Genomic DNA, 18656 nt, shown 5'->3' on the forward strand with positions numbered 1-18656 from the left:
GGCCGGGCTTCTCTAAACCGATCTTTCGATCAGATTAGAACGAGCGAGTCAGGCGAACGAAGCCTTCCCAAGTGTCGTCGCCACCGTCCATGTCATAGTACTGGACGTCAGCCGAAGCCTTGAGGCCGGTTGCAATCTGGTACTCTACGAGCAGGTCAGCAGCCCAGACGTCGTTCGAGGTGAAGTTGTAGTCACCGTAGTAGTTGACGCCGGGGGTGATGGTCAGCTTCTCGGTTGCCTTGAAGGCATAAGCCGCACCAACAGTCCACTCGGCAGTGTCGCCGGTGCCGGTCGTGTAGGCATTTTCACCCGACGAATATGCACCGTCGAGGTACAGGGTGCCCGGACCAACGGCAGCCGACAGAACAGCAGCAACGCCGCCTTCGGAAGCATCGATGTCGTAGAAGCCGTACAGAACAGCCGAAACCGGGCCCATTGCGCCGGAAATCATGCCTTCGATACCGGCAGTGCCGCCGAAGCTGGTGTTGGACAGATCGTCAACACCGAGGCCGACCGAGAAAGCATCAGCAGCATAGGTGTAGCTGATGGTGTCGAACTTCGTATTGTCGAAGAAGAAGTCCGATTCACCCGGCAGGCCGAAGTCGTCGAGCCAAGTCAGAGCGTAACCGACCTTGAAGCCGCCGGCAGTGATGTAACCCTGGTCGAGAGTGGCACCCTCATAGTCGTAGCCCTGGATACGGATGTAGGAGCCGATGACGCCGACTTCCGAGTCGTTCTTGGCTTCAACGACCAGACGGGCGCGAACGTCCGAATTCCAATCCTGATCTTCACCGAAATAACCGGTCGCACGAACTTCGCCCGAGATCTTCAGGCAGGTTTCGGTGCCGGGGATGTAGAAGTAACCGGTGCCGAAAGCGTCGCAAACGCGAACGTAGTCCATCGGCTCAGGCTCGACAGCGACGATGGCGTCGGCAGCCTGTGCGCCGGAAACTGCTGCGAGAGCTGCAGCGGAGCCGAGAAGAAGGCTCTTGATGTTCATTGTTGACCTCCAGTCAAGTTTCATAAGGGTCTGGGTTCTTTGGCTGAAGGACAGCGTTCCCTGCCCCATCCCCGTCGGTTATTCAGAAGACGGACGATCCACCGCCTCGCTTCCGATGTTGAAAATACAAAACCGCACCGGTCATGCAATCGGCAAACATCCGAATGCCGGAAAATACGACACCCTTACCAGCCCCCTGTTGCCCAAACGCCACAAGTTGGACCGTGAGGCGGTATATTTGTTTACACTTCATTAAGAAAATCCTTTGGTTTCAGGGATTAAGACCGACTGCAGCGCCGGTGCTGCCGCGTCGCGCAGGCCGGGAATCACTGGAATTGGAGCGATCCCGGCCGAATCCCCGCATCCGGGTGGACCAATACGGGCAGTGGTCTGTTCGGTGCCTGACGCCTTCCGTCGGCGCCCGGTACCGCTCTGGCTTCCGGGAATCACCAGGTCCCCGATTCCCAAGATCTAGATTCGATGGAGATGCGTGGCCGCGGCCTGGGCGGGGCCTCCCGCGCCGGCAGCGGCGCAGCCTTCTGGAGGTGAACGCCCGCGCATACATGCGCGGGCGCGTGCGCAGACATGCATGGCAGCGGTAAAATGCGGATCGGCTGCGGAAAAGCCTTGCAATCGCCAATTCAAGCACATAATCAGGCGGCACCGGAGAGGTGGCCGAGTGGTCGAAGGCGCTCCCCTGCTAAGGGAGTATACCAGAGATGGTATCGAGGGTTCGAATCCCTTCCTCTCCTCCATCCTTCCAAATTCCCAATCTGGCACATTTTCCCGAAGCCCAGCGGTTGATAGCGCTCCGGCAGATGGTCGTTCGTCGTGCTCCCGGTTCTCCGATTCGGATCATGCATCCGCTACTCAAGGCGGCATCATTGACGGATCGTCTCTCATAACGCGAACGTCCGCCAGGTGCCGCCTTCGCGCTCTGGTGGCAAAAATCGGCATTTTCGACCACTCCTTCTCATAGCCTGAAAATCCAAGCGATTGATATTTCGTTGTTTCCCTCGTTTTCGACCTGCAACCAGCCAGGCAATTGACTGGAGGTCAACAATGAACATCAAGAGCCTTCTTCTCGGCTCCGCTGCAGCTCTCGCAGCAGTTTCCGGCGCACAGGCTGCCGACGCCATCGTTGCTGTCGAGCCTGAGCCGATGGACTACGTTCGCGTTTGCGACGCTTTCGGCACCGGTTACTTCTACATCCCCGGCACCGAAACCTGCCTCAAGATCGGCGGCGAAGTTCGTGCGACCGTTCGTTTCGGCGACAAGTACAACGATAGCGACCACGATTGGAACACCGACATCCGCGCTCGCGTCACCGTCGATGCCAAGAACGACTCGGAAGTCGGTACCATTGGTTCCTACATCCGTCTGCAGGCCAACACCGGTAACTTCTCCGACAGCAACACTTTCTCTGCTGACCAGGCCTACATCACGGTTGGCGGCTTCAAGGTCGGTAAGGTCCTGAACTGGATCGACGACTTCGCTCTTCCGGGCGAATCGGACTACTTCTTCACCACCACCAACTTCAACAGCGCAAGCTACACCTATGCTGCTGACGCCTTCTCGGTTGGCGTTTCGGTTGACGACCTCAGCGACTACAACGCTGACTACGACAGCGAAGTCGGCGTCACCGCCATGGCTTCTGGCGCATTCGGTCCGGTTGCTGCCGTCGTTTACGGCTTCTACGACTTCAACGCAGAAGAAGGCGGCGTCGCCGGCGTTCTCTCCGCTGACGTTGGCCCGGGCACCTTCTACTTCGACGCTGCTTATTCGTCGGGTGAAAACGCCTACACCGATCCTAACGAAGGCTACACGGCTGAGTGGACTGTCGGCGCGGCTTACGCCTTCAAGGCAACCGACAAGCTGACCATCACCCCGAACGCCAACTACTACGGCGACTTCATGTTCGGCGATGGCGACGCATGGTCTGCTGACCTGCTCGTCGAATACCAGCTGGCCGCCGGTCTCAAGGTTTCGTCCGACCTCGAATACCTCAATGCAGACGATCTGGACGACGATCAGTGGTCTGGCTTCGTTCGCCTGACCCGTTCGTTCTAATCTTCGGATTGCACACGAAAGCCCGGCTTCGGCCGGGCTTTCACATATAATTGAAGGCCGGAAAAACGGCCATGGGAACAGAGAGCTAGCAGTCAGCAGCCTCTGAGCGGATAAGTGTGCGCTCAGATAATTGTTGCGCTCTACTTTTATTCTGCCATATAACTGTTTGCTCCTACACTCGTTAACGCGGTGACCGTTCGGTCGGCTGCAGAGGGGAAAGAGGGTTGAGCAACACACTTGCCAGTGCCGCCGCGACATTCGAGAGCGAAGTCGAACTGCCGGCCTACAGCTTGAACTATCAATACAGCCAGTCCCCCCGCGTGACGGTTGTGAAGGACACCTCGTTGCAGGCGATGTTCGGCAAATATGCCGATATCCTGTGGGGCGACGGCAGTCACAAATACAATGTGACCAATTTCATCGCCGAACTGCACGATCTCCTGCAGCCGCGCGAATTTTCCGGCTTCAGCCAGGACATGCTCGATTTCCTGATCGGTGCGCTGCGCAAGCGCGGCAACAGCAATGCGACGATCAATCGCAAGCTTGCAGCGCTACGCAAACTGCTGCGCAAGGCGCACAAGATGGGCGATGTCCATACCCTGCCGGAATTCACCCGCCAGAAGGAAAAGGCCGGCCGCATCCGCTTCCTCGACAAGGACGAGGAATACGATCTCTTCACCACCATCCGCGCCGTGTCGGAAGACTATTACCGGCTCTGCATCTTTCTCATCGACACCGGCGCGCGTTTGAGCGAAGGCCTTGGTCTGCGATGGAACGACGTGCAGGAGCCGCGCGCCACCTTCTGGGTGACCAAATCCGGCCGCAGCCGCTCGGTGCCGCTGACCGCGCGCGCCTGGCGCGCCATCGAGGGCGGCGACAGGCGCAAATCCGGCCCCTTCGCCACCATCAACCAGCAGCGTTTTCGCCGCGCCTGGCACCAGTGCAAGGACGAGATCGGCCTTGGCCATGACGACGATGTCGTGCCGCATGTGCTGCGCCACACCTGCGCATCACGCCTCGTCCAGGGCGGCGTCGACATTCGCCGCGTCCAGATGTGGCTCGGTCACCAGACCTTGTCGATGACGATGCGCTATGCGCATCTCGCCTCGCACGATCTCGAAATGTGCATTCCGATCCTCGAACGCATGGCCGGCGCCTCGCCGTCAGCGTCCGCCTCGGTAAACTGACGCGCGGCCGCCTGCCCGGCAGAGCTTCTGCTAGAGCAGGCTTTTCAGGTCGATCGCCGGATCGGCGATCTGCGCGGCTGGTACGCTCCGTCCCTGCTCCAGCAGCTTCTTGGCCGTCACATAGGCCTTGGCGTCATTGATCCCGTCGACAGCGATCAAAACCCCGTCCTTATAGTACCAGATCGACAGCGCACCCTCGCGGCTGCCCTTCCTGACGACCGTCTGGTCATAGCCGAGATTGAAGCCGGCAATCTGCAATTTCACATCATACTGGTCCGACCAGAACCAGGGCCTCGGATTGTAGGCCTGCGTTGCGCCGGCGATCACGGCTGCCACAGCCTCTGCCTGGTCGACGGCGTTCTGTACCGATTCGAGCCGCACGCGCCCGTCGCGCCAGGGCAGCAACGCGCAGTCACCGGCTGCGAAAATGTCGGGATCGGAGCTGCGCCCGTGCTCGTCGACGACCACGCCGTTCATCGTCTCGAGGCCGGCCGCCGTCGCCAGCTCGTCGCCGGGGACCGCGCCTATTCCGACAATGACCATGTCACAGGCAACGATCTCGCCGCTTGCCAGCTCGGCATCGGTGACATGACCGTTGACGCCGAGCAGGCGGGTAAGGCCGGTCTTTTCCCGAATGACGACACCGTGGCTCTCGTGGATGGCGCGCATGGCGTCGGCCGTCTCCTTCGATGCGACGCGCTGCAGGATCCGCTCGGCCATCTCGATCACGGTGACCTCCAGGCCGAGCTTGCGGGCGACAGCTGCCGCCTCCAGGCCGATATAGCCGCCACCGACCACCAGCAGGCGTCGCCCCGGCAGCATTCCGGCTGCCAGACGGTCGGCATCGGCCTTGTCGCGCACGGTAAAGACGCCGTCCAGATTCCCGCCCATGTCCTCCGGCAGCTTGCGCGGGCTGGATCCGGTGGCAATCACCAGCTTGTCGTAATCGATGCTCAGCCCGTTGTCGCAGCGCACCGCCTTTTCCGCCCGGTCGATCGCCTCCACTTTCGTCGACAGCATGACCTCAATATTGTTCTCGCCATACCATTCCGCCGGACGAAACTGCAGCCGGTCGAAGCTCATTTCGCCGAGCAAATATTTCTTCGACAGCGGCGGGCGCTGATAGGGATAATCCGCCTCGGCGCCGATAAGGGTGATGGGGCGCATGTCGTTCAACGCGCGCAATTTCGCCGCCACCGCAAAACCCGCCTGCCCGGCACCGATGATCACCAGCCTGTCCGTCACGCTGCACTCCCTGTCGTGTCCTGCACTTTATATATAGGTGTTGCGGTAGCCGCATAGATAGGTGTTGCGGTAGCCGCCTTGCGGCACATCGTCAAGGCGAGCGTCAGCGCGTGCCGGTCACGGTGCCGTCACGTCTGCGACATGTCCTGATCAGCACCCGGGAACTCAGACCGTGCATGCGCCCTCAATCATTCCAAACTGGAATGATCTCAGTCCGATCCATATCGTCCCCGACGATCGGAAACATCCACGAATTAGGGCTTTTTTCGCCCCCTCACCTGTTGTAGCAATGGTGCAAGAGACGAATACCATTCCAGCAAGGACGCAAGAGAGCATGAGCGAGCATCACCCGGCAACCCCTGAGCAGGCCCGCGCCAAGATGGCGGGCTTCGTCTGGGACGATCCCTTCCTCCTCGAAGACCAGCTGACCGAAGAAGAGCGCATGATCCGCGATACGGCGCGCGCCTATTGCCAGGACAAGCTGATGGGTCGGGTGACGGAAGCCAATCGCCACGAGATCTTCCACCGCGAGATCATGAACGAGATGGGCGAGCTTGGCCTGCTCGGCCCGACCATTCCGGAGGAATTCGGTGGCGTCGGCGCCAATTACCTCTCCTACGGTCTGGTGGCGCGCGAGGTCGAGCGGGTCGATTCGGGCTATCGCTCGGCGATGTCGGTGCAGTCCTCATTGGTCATGCACCCTATCTTCGCCTTCGGTACCGACGAGCAGCGGGCAAAATATCTGCCGAAGCTCGCCTCCGGCGAATGGGTCGGCTGCTTCGGCCTCACCGAACCCGACCATGGCTCCGATCCCGGTTCGATGATCACGAGGGCAAAGAAGGTCGATGGCGGCTATTCGATCTCGGGTGCCAAGAACTGGATCACCAATTCGCCGATCGCCGATGTCGCGGTCGTCTGGGCGAAGTCGGATGCCCATGACGGCAAGATCAAGGGATTTGTTCTCGAGCGCGGGATGAAGGGCTTCGAAACGCCGAAGATCGAGGGCAAGTTCTCGCTCAGGGCATCTGCCACCGGCATGATCCAGTTGCAGGATGTATTCGTGCCGGAGGAAAACCTTCTGCCCAATGTTTCCGGCCTTGCCGGTCCGTTCGGCTGCCTCAACCGGGCGCGCTACGGCATTGCCTGGGGTGCCATGGGGGCGGCGGAATTCTGCTGGCATGCGGCACGGCAATACACGCTCGACCGCAAGCAGTTCGGCAAGCCGCTCGCCGCCAACCAGCTGATCCAGAAGAAGCTCGCCGACATGGAGACCGAGATTGCGCTCGGCCTGCAAGGTTGCCTGCGTCTCGGCCGCCTGTTCGACGAACACAAGGCACCGGCCGAACTGATCTCGCTGATGAAACGCAACAATTGCGGCAAGGCGCTCGATATCGCCCGCGTCTCGCGCGACATGCATGGCGGCAACGGCGTGTCCGACGAATACGGCGTCATCCGCCACGTGATGAACCTGGAAGCCGTCAACACCTATGAAGGCACGCACGACATCCACGCGCTGATCCTCGGCCGCGCCCAGACCGGCCTGCAGGCCTTCCAGTAGGGATCGCCGAGCGCCCGACCATGAAGGGCCCGCGCCACCGCGCGGGCTTTACACTTCTGCTCCTTGAAGACGGCCGACGACAAGCGCGGCGTTGGGGGCCGCCGAAGGCCACCGCGCCGGTTCAATTGCAACACTGGCAAGCCACCGCGGTTCGGTACCGCGGCGGCTGGGCATCTCAGGTCGGCAGTAGGCCGTAGCGTCTGCCGCGCCGGAGGCCGTCGGCGATGACCAGGCCCGCGACCGCGACCATGACGCACTCGGCCACGATCGGCGCCTTCCAGATCCCGGTCTCGCCGATGAGGTGCGGCAGGGCGAAAGTCAGCGGCACCACCAGACCATAGGGCCGGAGAAGCCCGAACAGCGCGGCGCGGCCCGCCTCTCCCGCCGCCTGGAAATAGGCGCCGATCATCATCACCGGTCCGAACAGGGCATAGGCCCCGAGCATCCAGGGAATGACGCGCGCAAACTCCAGCGCAACCAACCTGTCCCCGGTGAAGACACCCGCCACCGCCTCACGGGCAAGCACGAGGGCCAGTTCGAACGCAAGGCAGTAGGCAAAGGCGCAGGTGGCAGCGATGGCAAGGCTTGCAATGGCCCGGTCGAAGCGCCCGGCACCGATATTGTTGCCGCAGACCGTCTGGAGTGCCAGGCTGAGCCCCATCAGCGGCAGATAGCCGAGCGACAGCAGCCGGGTGACGATGCCATAGGCGGCAATGGTCTCCATCGGATGCGCCGTCTGCCAGCGGGCAATGCTCCAGAGGATCGTGGCGGAGGTGAGCGATATACCGACGAGGCCAAGGCTCATCGGGGCGCCGAGCGCCAGGATGCGTTTGACGTCTTGCCATTCACCGCGCCGCGGCAGGTTCGCCGCAAGGCCCGTCGCCCCGCCTCTGCCGCCCGCCGCCATCGCCGCCGCAAGGCAGAGTCCCTGGGCAAGCGCCGATCCCCCCGCCGAGCCGGCGGCGCCGAGACCAAGACCGCCGATCAGGATGCCGTTCAGCACGATGTTCAGCAGCGAGGCCGAAAGGGTGACGCGGGTCATCAGGCCGATCCGCCCGCGGCAGCGCAGGCTGTCGATCTCGATGGCGAGAAGCATGGCAACCGGCAGCGTCGCGACCGCGATCCCCATATAGGTGAGTGCGACTGCGGCCACCGCGCCGTCGCCGGATGCCGACTGGACCACAAGGCCGCGTCCAATAGTCCAGTAGATGGCGTTGACCACAAGCGCGATGGCGAGGCCGAGCTGCCTGGCCGATGCGATCACGGTAGCCGCCCCCTCACGCTCGCCGGCGCCCAGGCGACGGGCGAGAATGCTGGCCATGCCGCCGGCTACCAGCGACTGCAGCGCGATCATCGCCATCAGCGCCGGAAACAGCAATGTCACCGCAGACAGAGCATGCGCTCCGACATACGTGCCGAGAAACCAAGCGTCGACGACGACATAAAGCCCGTTGGCGAGCATCACGAGAACGATCGGCAGAGCCGTGCGAAGGAATAGTCGCGGCAAGGAGCCGGACAGAAAGGGATTGGCTGGAACAAGAGAAGTGCGCATGGGAAAACCTCGCGGTCGCAGGCACCCGGACGGCAGCGCCGCTCCGGGTTCGACCTTTGACGGAATGAATGTCTCTCAGAGATCGAGAACGATATGCGGCTCACCGTTGGAGGTGTGCCTTGGCGACACGCCGCGGCTATCCACCGTGCCGTTCACGCGCTGGCGAAAGGCCGAGAAGCTGTCGAAGGTGACGACATCGACGGGCTCGTCGAAATGCAGCGTGATTGCGTAGAAATCACTGTCGGACAGTTTCTTCAGCGACAGCACGGTCGCGCGGAACCGCTGCCCGAGATAGCTGCCGGTCACCACCGCGCCGACGGTGGTGGGCGCTGCCGGGCGATTGTCGGCGCGCGATCCCAGCGCCGCGATCGTGTTCCAGTCCCGCGCGCCGTGGCTTTTGGCCACCAGTTCGAGCGCCCGGCCGTGGCTGACCGGCGTGCCGGCCGCCGTCATCGCGTCGCGCAGGCGGCGCGCCTGGGCTTTCAAGTCATCAATGGATAGATGTGCCAATGTCATGGCGTGCCTCAACCCCTTATCGGCATGCGACAGATCGAGAGGGGAACCCGCATTGCCCATTCGCGCATGCGCAAGGAATGGGTTTTCATGACATCTGGAGGACTTCACCACGGGTTTCCCCTGCGGGTGGCCGGCGCCTCGACCGTGGCTCTATATGCGAGCTTGCCGCTGGCCTGTCAAGCAAGGCGTGTGGCGCGCCGGCGCTGCTCGTTACAGGCTGTGACCAGCCGTCGCAGACCGATCGCCTTCTAACGATGCGGTTCACATCCGATTAGCGAAGTTGCGCTATTCTGGGATCCGGCCCAATTGCGCCAGGGAGGGCGCGCCATGCCCCTAGAGCGCACACGAAGCATCCGGGACACCATACCCGCGGACCAGGTCTTCGAGAAATTCCGGATCGACCGACCGGGCCGCATCATCTTCGTCGAGCATCACCTCAGCACGAAGAAGACGCTGCGCTGCGTGATCCGCACGATCTCGCGCTCGGGTGCCGAACTGGACCTGAGCCCGCATGTCACGCTGCCCAACCATTTCTTCCTGGAGATCCTCGGTATCCGGGACGAAATCGGCTGCACGGTGATCCGCCGGGAGGCCGAACGCGCCACGATCGCCTTCAACATGCTGATCGATTCGGAATACATGCACCACGTCATCCGGCTGTCCTTCGAGTTCAGCCATTAAACACCGATACCGGACACAGAAAAGACCGCGACGGTGCGCGGCCCTTCTGCGTCGATCATCGAACGGCTCAGTGGAGAGCCTTCAGATGCTTTTCGATGTCGGGAACGGTCAACTTGACCAGATCCTTGGCCACATCGGCGGTCATAGCGTCCAACGTCGTCTGCTTCAGCGCGCTGCGCAGCGTGCCCAACGCCTTCGGCGGCGCCACCAGAATGAACTGCTCGATATCACGGGCATAGACCTTGTCGTCCAGCATCGAGGCGACCCTCTTCAGAAAATCGTCCTCGGCCTGCTGGTGGAAATCGGTCTCCTCCATGGCACTGCGGCCGGAGCCATGCGACTGGTGCGTACGGCCCGGTTTATCGGCGGAAAGATCGCGGTCTGCCTCGGCGGGCTGGTCGACGTGCTCGACGATCTGCAGGTTCATCAGTTCCTTGTCGCCTTCATTGCGCATGATCAGCGCCTTGGTGCCGTCGGCGACGATGACCCAGGATTTCCAGCTTACATCGTATTTGCCCATGGTATGTCTCCTTTGATGTTTTGATGTTTCCATCACAGACAAAACGCCCGACGCGGATAAACGATCCTTGGGATTTCACCGGCGGCAATCATGCTAGAAACAAGGCGCGGCGGCCCCATTGACGCCACGTCCGCCGCCGCCCGCAAAGGCCCGCCGGAGCGGCTTGCGCCATCGCGACCCCGCCTGCGCCACGCTTGCGCGACGCCGATTAAACCTTATGTTGGGCCTCCCATTTCAAAGCAGTTCCGGACCGAATTCCATGTCGACCTTTTCCCGTTTCACGCCGCTCGTCAGCAGCCTTCCCGCCACCGTGCCGTTTGTCGGTCCAGAGGCGATCGAGCGCGGCCGCGGCCTGCCGGTCAAGGCGCGGATCGGCGCCAATGAAAGCGGCTTCGGGCCGGCGCCTTCAGTGCTTGCCGCCATCCGCGATCACGCGGCAGAGGTGTGGAAATATGCCGATCCGGAAAATTTCGAGCTGAAACAGGCCCTGTCGGCCCATCTTGGCGTCACCCCTGCCAATCTTGCCGTCGGCGAAGGCGTCGACGACCTGCTCGGCCTTATCGTGCGCATGGTGATCGAACCCGGCCAGACCGTCGTCACCTCATTCGGCGGATACCCGACCTTCAACTTCCATGTCAGCGGCTTCGGAGGGCGGCTGGTGACGGTTCCCTATGCCGGAGATCGGGAAGATATCCACGGACTGCTCGATGCGGCAAAGCGGGAAAAGGCGCCGCTGGTCTATCTGGCCAATCCGGACAATCCGATGGGCAGCCTGTGGAACGCCGACGAAATCGTCGCCTTTGCCCGGGCATTGCCGGAGAACACGTTGCTGGTGCTGGACGAGGCCTATGCCGAAACGGCACCTGCCGGCGCCATCCCGCCGGCAGACGCACTGCTCGATCTGCCGAACGTCATACGCACCCGCACCTTCTCGAAGGCCTATGGCCTGGCCGGCGCCCGCGTCGGCTATGCGATCAGCGCTCCCGGCACCGCTGTCGCCTTCGACAAGATCCGCAACCATTTCGGCATGCCGCGCCTGTCGATCGTGGCAGCGCTTGCCGCCCTCGAGGACCAGGCCTATCTCGCCGACGTCCTGAAGAAGATCGTCGCCTCGCGCGACAGGATCGCGGCCATCGCAACGGCAAACGGGCTCGCGCCCCTGCCCTCGGCGACCAATTTCGTCGCCATCGACTGCGGTCGCGACGGCGCCCATGCGCGCGCGATCGTCGATGGCCTGATGGCGCATGGCGTCTTCATCCGCATGCCGGGCGTCGCGCCGCTCAACCGCTGCATCCGCATCTCCACCGGGACCGAGCGGGACATGGCACTGCTCGAAAAGGCCCTGCCACAGGTACTGAAAACACTCTGAAATCCTGGCGTATCAATGCCAAAGGACCGCTCCGGCCTTGTGTCTGCCGGTAGCGGTCCCTTCTGTTTGCGGTCGACGCGCCCCTTTTCGGGGTCCCGTCCGCAGCTGCCCCCTTGCGGGTTCTTTATGGATTGCGACCGGCAAGACGGCCGGGCGCATGGGCACTCAATGCATGGTCATCCATTCGCGGGCGGCGCGCAGCGCTTCGGCGAGTTCGGCCTTGCTCATCGTCTGGGCGACATCGGCCCTGAGCTCGGCAGCCCGGTCGCAGCCCTTGATCGCGGCGATGTTGAGCCATTTGTGGGCGCTGATCAGATCCACCGGGCAACCACGGCCCGTTGCATGCATCAGTCCCATGTCGCAGTAGAGTTCGGCCTTGGTTTCGCCACCCATGGAGGCATTTTCAAAGCTGTGCATTTCAAAGCGTGCCATCGGTTTTGTCCCTGTTTTGCCTGTCTTGTCGTTGTCCCTGTTTGCCCTTTCGGGCGCCTCGGATCCGGTGTGCCATCTCTTGCGTGGCCATCGTTTCGAACCCTTGGCTGCGGCAGGTTTTCCCTGCTCGTTTGATGACTTCACTATGCCATCCGGGGTTCAACAGGCGCTTAAAATCCATGATTAATATGCTGAAAACAAAATACAAATTGTTCGTAAACTTGGGATTTTGTTAAACATCGCAAGCCCTGAACGTTAAGGGTTTTGCGGCGATGTTGACGCTTCGGTAACCCTGCCGCGTCAACCGATCGGTAACCACGAAAACCATGGACCGCGCAAACGCCGATATTTTCCCGAGGGCCCGGCGCCCCCAAAATGCCCTGCAAACCGGCCGTCGGAGCTATTTACCTTTACGTGCGGGTAAGATATTTTTCAAAGCAGCCGTCACGTCATGGGCGTGCGGCCTGCGGTCACGGCGCGAGGAGTTTTGAGCCGGCCGTTATCAGGGAGGAGAACACCATGCGCAGAATGATAATTGCCGCCGCGGCCTTCGCAGCCATTGCCGGCAGCACCCAGGCCGCCGAGCCGATCGTCGGCAAATGGAAGACCGCGGCCGGTTCGACCGCAGAGATCGCCTCTTGTGGCGGAAGCTATTGCGTGACGCTGAAGACCGGCAAGCATGCCGGAAAGATGATCGGCAAGATGTCCGGCAGCGGACAGAGCTATTCCGGTGAAATCACCGATCCGGAAAACGACAAGACCTATTCCGGATCGGCCAGCGTCTCCGGCGCCTCGCTGAAGATGAAGGGCTGCGTCATGAAGGTGCTGTGCAAGAGCCAGACCTGGTCGCGTCTCTGAGGACAGGCCTCGACAGGCGCTGCGGACCGAACCGGGGCCGCAGCGTCTCATCCCGCCGGCATCCCCCTTCCCTCCGTCCGGCGCGGTTGATACGGTCCGCCGCGAAACGACACATCACTTGCTTGCGGAAGGAAATATCATGGATCTCGGTCTCACCGGAAAGCGCGCTCTCGTGCTCGCCTCGTCGCGCGGCCTCGGTGCCGGCATTGCAAAGGCGCTCGCCGATGAAGGCGCGCACGTGCTCATCTGCGGCCGCAGCGTCGACAAGCTGAAGGCCAATGCGGATGCGATCAATGCCGCGGGCAAGGGCAAGGCCGACTATGTCGAGGCAGACCTCGCCGACGCCCATTTCGTCGATGCCATGCTGCATGCGATCCACGACAAGCTCGGCGGCATCGATATCCTGGTCAACAATACCGGCGGCCCGACCCCCGGCACGGCGGAAGAGATGGATGCGGAAAAGCTCTTCAATTTCTTCCAGTCGATGGTGGTGCGCGTCATCACGCTGACGACGGCGGTTCTGCCGCTGATGAAGACCCAAGGGTTTGGCCGCATCCTGACGGTTGCCTCCTCCGGCGTCATCGAGCCTATCCCCAACCTCGCCCTCTCCAATACGCTGCGCGGCGCGCTGGTCGGCTGGAACAAGACCCTGTCGAGCGAAGTCGCATCCTATGGCGTCACGGCAAACCTGATCCTGCCCGGCCGCATTCATACCGACCGGATCGAGGAACTCGACGCCGCCAATGCCAAGCGCCAGGGCAAATCCGTCGAGGATGTGCGCACCGCCTCGCTGAAGACCATTCCCGCCGGCCGTCTGGGCAAGGTCGAGGAGTTCGCCGCCACCGCAGCCTTCCTCTGCTCGGAGCCGGCCAGCTACATCACCGGCACCATGCTGCGGGTCGATGGCGGCGGCGCCAAGTCTCTCTGACCCCATCGACGTCAGACATGCATGCGGGGGGCCTTCGGGCCCCTTTGCCGTTTAGATTACCAAGATTTAAGGCAATCTCACCGGCAGTTGAACGGTTCGGGGCCAGGCCCCCCTTTCTGCGATGCGCCAAACGCGTCACATTCCAGCGGTTCCCCACAATCGCTGGATCCCTTGATGAAAGCCTTCTGGACTTCCGCCTCCATTGTCGCTGTCGTGGCCGCCGCTGCCTGGTATTACCGGGCGGACCTGCACGACATCCCCTATGTCGGGCAGTACCTCGCCACAACCGCGACGGCCGGGGCCAGTGGAAGCGCAGCGTCGGGGCAGACGGCGGATGGCGGTTCCGGCGGCCAGAGCGACACGTCCGGCTCCGCCTCCAGCAGGGCGCATGACGGCGGCTCGGCCAGGTCCGGCAGCGGTCATGGGGGACGCAATGGCGCACCGACGCCGGTCAACACGATCGCCGCAGCCATCGCCCTGCTGCCGATGGACGTGCCGGCCACCGGTTGGGCCGAGGCCGATGAAAGCACGACGATCGCCGCCCAGCAGCAGGGCCTTGTCGTCAGCATCGCCGCCACGGACGGCCAGCTGGTCAAGACCGGCGACCTGATCGCCAGGCTCGACGATCGCACCGCCAGCGCCGCGGTCGCCAAGGACAAGGCCAATATCGCCAGCGATCAGGCGAGCCTCGCGGAGGCCCAGGCCGCCCTTTCCCGCGCGCAGACGCTGGTCAAGCAGAGTGTCCAGTCACAACAGACGCTCGACCAGGCCAAGGCTGCAGCCGACAGCGCGACCGCCGATCTCGCGGCCGCCAGGGCGACGCTTGCCGCCGACCAGGTGGCACTCGACAATACAGAGATCCGCGCCCCCTTCGACGGGCGCCTTGGCGACATCGCGGTCAGCGTCGGCGCCTATCTCGGCGCCGGCGGCGAGATCGTCAGCATCGCCAAATACGATCCGATCTCGGTCAAGTTCCGTCTGTCGGAGCGCTATCTGCCGCAGTTGCGCAAGGCCGAGAAGGCCGGTGTGCCGGTCGATGCCCTGTCGGATACAGCCGACGGAGAACCCGACACCGGCACGCTGCGCTTCGTCGACAACACCGTCGATACCGCCTCCGGCACGATCCTCGCCAAGGCAAGCTTCAGGAATGACGACGGTCGCCTCTGGCCAGGCCAGAGTGTCAACGTCACCGTGCATTTTGCCGCCGACGCAAGGACCATCGTCGTGCCGACGGTCGCCGTGCGCGCCGGACCGGACGGCAACTTCATCTACACCGTGGACGACCAGCAGAAGATCCATGTCGCCCCGGTAGAGGTCGCCCGTTCGAACGGCGACAGGACCGCGATCACCTCCGGCATTTCGGCCGGCGACCACATCATCATCGAGGGACAGGTGCAGCTATCCGCCGGCCAGACGGTCGTCGAGCATTTCGACGACGGCAGCGGCAAGCCGGGCCAGGACGGCATGAAGGCCAAGGCGTCTGCCGGTTCCACCAAGGAGACCGGCAAATCATGATCCCCGCCTTCTGCATCAACCGCCCGGTCGCCACCACGCTGATCGCCATCGGCGTTGTCCTTGCCGGCCTTGCCGGATACCGCCTGCTGCCGGTCGCAGCCCTGCCCCAGGTCGACTTTCCGACCATCAGTGTCTCTGCCTCGCTCTCCGGCGCCTCCCCCGATACCATGGCGACGTCGGTCTCCACGCCGCTGATCAAGCAGTTCGAAACGATCCCGGGCATCAGCGAGATCAGCGCCACCAACTCGCTCGGCAGTTCCCAGATCGTCCTGCAATTCGATCTCGACCGCGACATCGATGCCGCAGCCGCCGACGTGCAGGCGGCGATCTCGCATACCACCCGGCAACTGCCGAGCAACATGACCGCGGCGCCGAGCTACCGGAAGTCGAACCCGGCCGACGCGCCGGTGCTGCTGCTTGCCGTCTCCAGCGATGAACTGACCCGCAGCAAGGTGGACGAAGTCGCCGAGGACATCATCTCGCCGACCCTTTCCACCTTGAACGGCGTCGCCGAAGTCTCGGTCTACGGCGCCCAGACCTATGCGGTGCGCGTCGAGGTCGATCCGCACAAGCTGCAGTCGCGCGGCATCGGTGTCGATACGCTGACCAGCGCGATCTCGACCGCCAACGACCAGACGCCCGTCGGCACGCTGGAAAATGCCAGCCAGCGCCTGACGATCAATGCCAATACGCAGCGCACCAATGCCGACGAATTCCGCCAGCTGATCGTCAAGACGACCGACGGCGCGCCGATCCGTCTTGGCGACGTGGCCAAGGTGGAAGACAGCGTCGCCACCCTGGACGGCGGCAGCTGGTATGACGGCAAGAAGGCGATCATCCTGGCCGTCCAGCGCCAGCCGGGTGCCAATACGGTCGACGTGGTCGACAAGATCCGCGCCAAGCTGCCGGAACTCCAGCAGCAATTGCCGCCCTCGGTGCATGTCAACGTGATGAACGATGCCTCTACGCCGATCCGCGAGTCGATCACCGACGTCAAGTTCTCGCTGATGCTGACCATCGCGCTGGTGGTGATGGTGATCTATCTCTTTACCGGCCGGCTGATGGCGACCGTGATCCCCGGCCTTGCCGTGCCGCTGTCGCTGATCTCGACCTTCGGCGCGATGTATGTGCTCGGCTACAGCATCGACAACATCTCGCTGCTCGGGCTGACGCTCGCCGTCGGCCTGGTGGTGGACGATGCGATCGTCATGCTGGAAAACATCCTGCGGCTGGTCGAAGAGGGCATGCCGGTGCGACAGGCGGCGCTGAAGGGTGCGGCCGAGGTCAGCTACACGATCATCTCGATGTCGGTGTCGCTGGTCGCCGTCTTCCTGCCGATCCTGCTGATGGGCGGCGTCGTCGGGCGCCTGTTCAACGAATTCGGCATGGTCGTCACGCTCGCCATCCTGTCATCGGCCCTGGTGTCGCTGACCGTCACGCCGATGCTCGGTTCGCGGCTGAGCGCGCACGCCAATCCGCCGCCCTTCTTCGTGCGCTGGTTCGACGCCGGCTTTGCGCGGGTGCTCGGTGGCTACGACCGCTCGGTCCGCTGGTGCCTCGCCCACCGCGTCCCCGTGCTGCTCGTCTTCCTCGGCTCGATCGGCGCCTCCTGCTATCTGTTCTATACCCTGCCGACCAGCTTCTTCCCGCAGGAAGACATCGGTCGGCTGATGGTCTCGACGCGGGCCCGCGAGGACATTTCCTACGATGCCATGCAGAAACTGCAATCCGAGGCGGCCGATATCGTGTCGAAAAACCCGGCCGTGCTGCATGTCAGCTCGATCGTCCAGAGTTCCGGCCGCCGGCCGCTCAACAACGGCACGATGTTCGTCGAACTGAAGCCGAAGGCCGAGCGTCCGGCGCTCGACCAGACCCTCGGCCAGCTTCGCCGCAGCCTCTCCAAGGTCGTTGGCATGAAGACATTCATCACGCCGCAGCAGAACCTGCGCTTCGGCGGCCGCTCGACGGCCAGCCAGTACCAGCTGGTGGTCCAGGCGCTCAGCGCCGACAAGACCTCGATCTGGGCCGACAGGCTGGAGGCGGCGATGAAGAAGGACAACCACTTCACCGACGTCACCTCCGACGCGCAGAATTCGGCGCTCGCCGCCGACATCACGGTCGACCAGGACAAGGCGGCCGCCTTCGGCATCACCAACGAGCAATTGCGCAAGACGCTGGAAATGGCGTTCGGCGGCTATACGGCGGGCGAGATACAGTCGACCGGCGACAGCTATGACGTGATCGTCGAGTTCGACCACGCGACGCAATGGACCGGCGACATGCTGAACGACATCATGGTCATGTCGTCCGGCGGCACACTGGTGCCGCTCTCCAACTTCGCCCGCATCGAGCGCAAGACGGCGCCGGTGACGATCAACCAGACCGGCCAGCTGGTGTCGACCACGGTCTCCTTCAACCTGCCGGACGGCGTCGCACTCGGCGACGCCACGGCGCAGATCGACCAGATCAAGTCGAACCTGCAGATGCCGGTCGACGTCTTCACCTCCTATGGCGGCTCGGCCCAGATCTTCCAGCAGAGCCAGGGCAATACCGGTCTGCTGATCCTGGCCGCCGTGCTGACCATCTATGTGGTGCTGGGGGTTCTCTACGAGAGCTTCATCCATCCGCTGACGATCCTGTCGGGCCTGCCCGCCGCCTCGCTCGGCGCCCTCTTGGCGCTGAAGGTGATGGGCTTCGACCTCTCGGTCATCGCCCTGATCGGGCTGCTGATGCTGATCGGCATCGTCAAGAAGAACGCGATCATGATGATCGACGTGGCGGTGGAGCTGATCCGTGGCGAGGGACAGGACCCGCGCGCGGCGATCCACGAAGCCTGCGTGCGCCGTTTCAGGCCGATCATGATGACGACGCTCTGCGCCATGCTCGGCGCCCTGCCGATCGCACTCGGCACCGGCGCCAGCTCCGAGCTGCGCCAGCCGCTCGGGGTCGCGGTCGTCGGCGGCCTGATCGTCTCGCAATTGCTGACCCTGTTCATCACGCCGGTGATCTTCGTCGAGATGGATCGTTTCGAGACATTCCTCACCCGCCTGACGTCGCGCCGCGGCAAGGCCGAGCCGGCAAACACCGACCGGCCGTCGGACCGGCCGGCGCTGGCGGCAGAATGAGGTAACCATTCTGGCAAATTTAGTTGCGCCCGGCGCCCGCATGAAAGGATTTGCAAGCTTCGCCTACCTACCATCGCCAGTTGAACAAAGAGATGATGCT

At 62.8% G+C, this 18656-nt stretch carries 15 protein-coding genes and 1 tRNA gene; 10 read left to right on the plus strand and 6 right to left on the minus strand.

Annotated features, from left to right (window positions below):
• Positions 1-34: 34 nt before the first annotated feature.
• Entirely contained in the window at positions 35-1000 is a 966-nt protein-coding gene (locus J2Z17_RS11335; protein ID WP_209944971.1) for a porin, read from the minus strand.
• A 665-nt stretch (positions 1001-1665) separates the two neighbouring features.
• Between J2Z17_RS11335 and J2Z17_RS11340 the strand changes: the two genes are divergently transcribed.
• The 3 genes from J2Z17_RS11340 to J2Z17_RS11350 all read left to right on the plus strand — a co-directional run bounded on the left by J2Z17_RS11340 (position 1666) and on the right by J2Z17_RS11350 (position 4257).
• Positions 1666-1755 (plus strand) — tRNA-Ser (locus J2Z17_RS11340).
• A 307-nt stretch (positions 1756-2062) separates the two neighbouring features.
• Positions 2063-3070: a porin gene (locus J2Z17_RS11345; RefSeq protein WP_209944973.1), complete on the plus strand. Its 1008-nt coding sequence runs from the start codon at positions 2063-2065 to the stop codon at positions 3068-3070.
• Positions 3071-3294: 224 nt separating this feature from the next.
• Positions 3295-4257, plus strand: coding sequence for a tyrosine-type recombinase/integrase (locus J2Z17_RS11350; protein WP_245224021.1), 963 nt, complete (start codon positions 3295-3297; stop codon positions 4255-4257).
• 30 nt (positions 4258-4287) lie between these two features.
• Here the strand turns inward: J2Z17_RS11350 and J2Z17_RS11355 are convergent, their stop codons facing one another.
• On the minus strand, positions 4288-5502 hold the full coding sequence (locus tag J2Z17_RS11355) for an NAD(P)/FAD-dependent oxidoreductase (protein WP_209944975.1): 1215 nt from the start codon (positions 5500-5502) through the stop codon (positions 4288-4290).
• Positions 5503-5836: 334 nt separating this feature from the next.
• Here J2Z17_RS11355 and J2Z17_RS11360 point away from each other — a divergent pair, with 334 nt between their 5' ends.
• A complete protein-coding gene (locus J2Z17_RS11360) occupies positions 5837-7060 on the plus strand; it encodes an acyl-CoA dehydrogenase (RefSeq protein ID WP_245224023.1) in 1224 nt (407 codons plus the stop codon).
• A 175-nt stretch (positions 7061-7235) separates the two neighbouring features.
• Here the strand turns inward: J2Z17_RS11360 and J2Z17_RS11365 are convergent, their stop codons facing one another.
• Positions 7236-8612 carry an MATE family efflux transporter gene (locus tag J2Z17_RS11365; RefSeq protein ID WP_209944977.1) on the minus strand — a complete coding sequence of 459 codons (1377 nt, stop codon included), beginning with the start codon at positions 8610-8612 and terminating at the stop codon, positions 7236-7238.
• A gap of 75 nt (positions 8613-8687) precedes the next feature.
• Positions 8688-9128 carry a glyoxalase superfamily protein gene (locus J2Z17_RS11370; protein ID WP_209944979.1) on the minus strand — a complete coding sequence of 147 codons (441 nt, stop codon included), beginning with the start codon at positions 9126-9128 and terminating at the stop codon, positions 8688-8690.
• Between the two features lie 327 nt (positions 9129-9455).
• Here J2Z17_RS11370 and J2Z17_RS11375 point away from each other — a divergent pair, with 327 nt between their 5' ends.
• Entirely contained in the window at positions 9456-9809 is a 354-nt protein-coding gene (locus J2Z17_RS11375; protein WP_209944981.1) for a PilZ domain-containing protein, read from the plus strand.
• A 67-nt stretch (positions 9810-9876) separates the two neighbouring features.
• Here J2Z17_RS11375 and J2Z17_RS11380 read toward each other — a convergent pair whose 3' ends face one another.
• The gene (locus tag J2Z17_RS11380) at positions 9877-10329 is read right to left on the minus strand and encodes a host attachment family protein (RefSeq protein ID WP_209944983.1); all 453 of its coding nucleotides are present in this window, start codon (positions 10327-10329) and stop codon (positions 9877-9879) included.
• Positions 10330-10588: 259 nt separating this feature from the next.
• On the opposite strand from J2Z17_RS11380, the gene J2Z17_RS11385 reads away from it, so the two are divergent.
• Positions 10589-11698 carry a pyridoxal phosphate-dependent aminotransferase gene (locus tag J2Z17_RS11385; RefSeq protein WP_209944985.1) on the plus strand — a complete coding sequence of 370 codons (1110 nt, stop codon included), beginning with the start codon at positions 10589-10591 and terminating at the stop codon, positions 11696-11698.
• A 165-nt stretch (positions 11699-11863) separates the two neighbouring features.
• Here the strand turns inward: J2Z17_RS11385 and J2Z17_RS11390 are convergent, their stop codons facing one another.
• Positions 11864-12130 carry a sel1 repeat family protein gene (locus tag J2Z17_RS11390; RefSeq protein WP_209944987.1) on the minus strand — a complete coding sequence of 89 codons (267 nt, stop codon included), beginning with the start codon at positions 12128-12130 and terminating at the stop codon, positions 11864-11866.
• A gap of 519 nt (positions 12131-12649) precedes the next feature.
• Here J2Z17_RS11390 and J2Z17_RS11395 point away from each other — a divergent pair.
• The 4 genes from J2Z17_RS11395 (at position 12650) to J2Z17_RS11410 (ending at position 18556) form a co-directional block, all read left to right on the plus strand.
• Positions 12650-12988 (plus strand): DUF2147 domain-containing protein, encoded by a 339-nt coding sequence (locus tag J2Z17_RS11395; protein ID WP_209944989.1) that lies wholly within the window; start codon positions 12650-12652, stop codon positions 12986-12988.
• 139 nt (positions 12989-13127) lie between these two features.
• A complete protein-coding gene (locus tag J2Z17_RS11400) occupies positions 13128-13916 on the plus strand; it encodes an SDR family oxidoreductase (protein WP_209944991.1) in 789 nt (262 codons plus the stop codon).
• Between the two features lie 174 nt (positions 13917-14090).
• Positions 14091-15431, plus strand: a complete 1341-nt coding sequence (locus J2Z17_RS11405) for an efflux RND transporter periplasmic adaptor subunit (RefSeq protein ID WP_209944993.1) — start codon at positions 14091-14093, stop codon at positions 15429-15431.
• A complete protein-coding gene (locus J2Z17_RS11410; protein WP_209944995.1) occupies positions 15428-18556 on the plus strand; it encodes an efflux RND transporter permease subunit in 3129 nt (1042 codons plus the stop codon). Before J2Z17_RS11405 ends, J2Z17_RS11410 begins: the two co-directional genes overlap by 4 nt.
• Positions 18557-18656 lie beyond the last annotated feature (100 nt).

The sequence above is a fragment of the Heterorhizobium halophytocola genome (genome assembly GCF_017873095.1).
Classification (GTDB): domain Bacteria; phylum Pseudomonadota; class Alphaproteobacteria; order Rhizobiales; family Rhizobiaceae; genus Allorhizobium; species Allorhizobium halophytocola.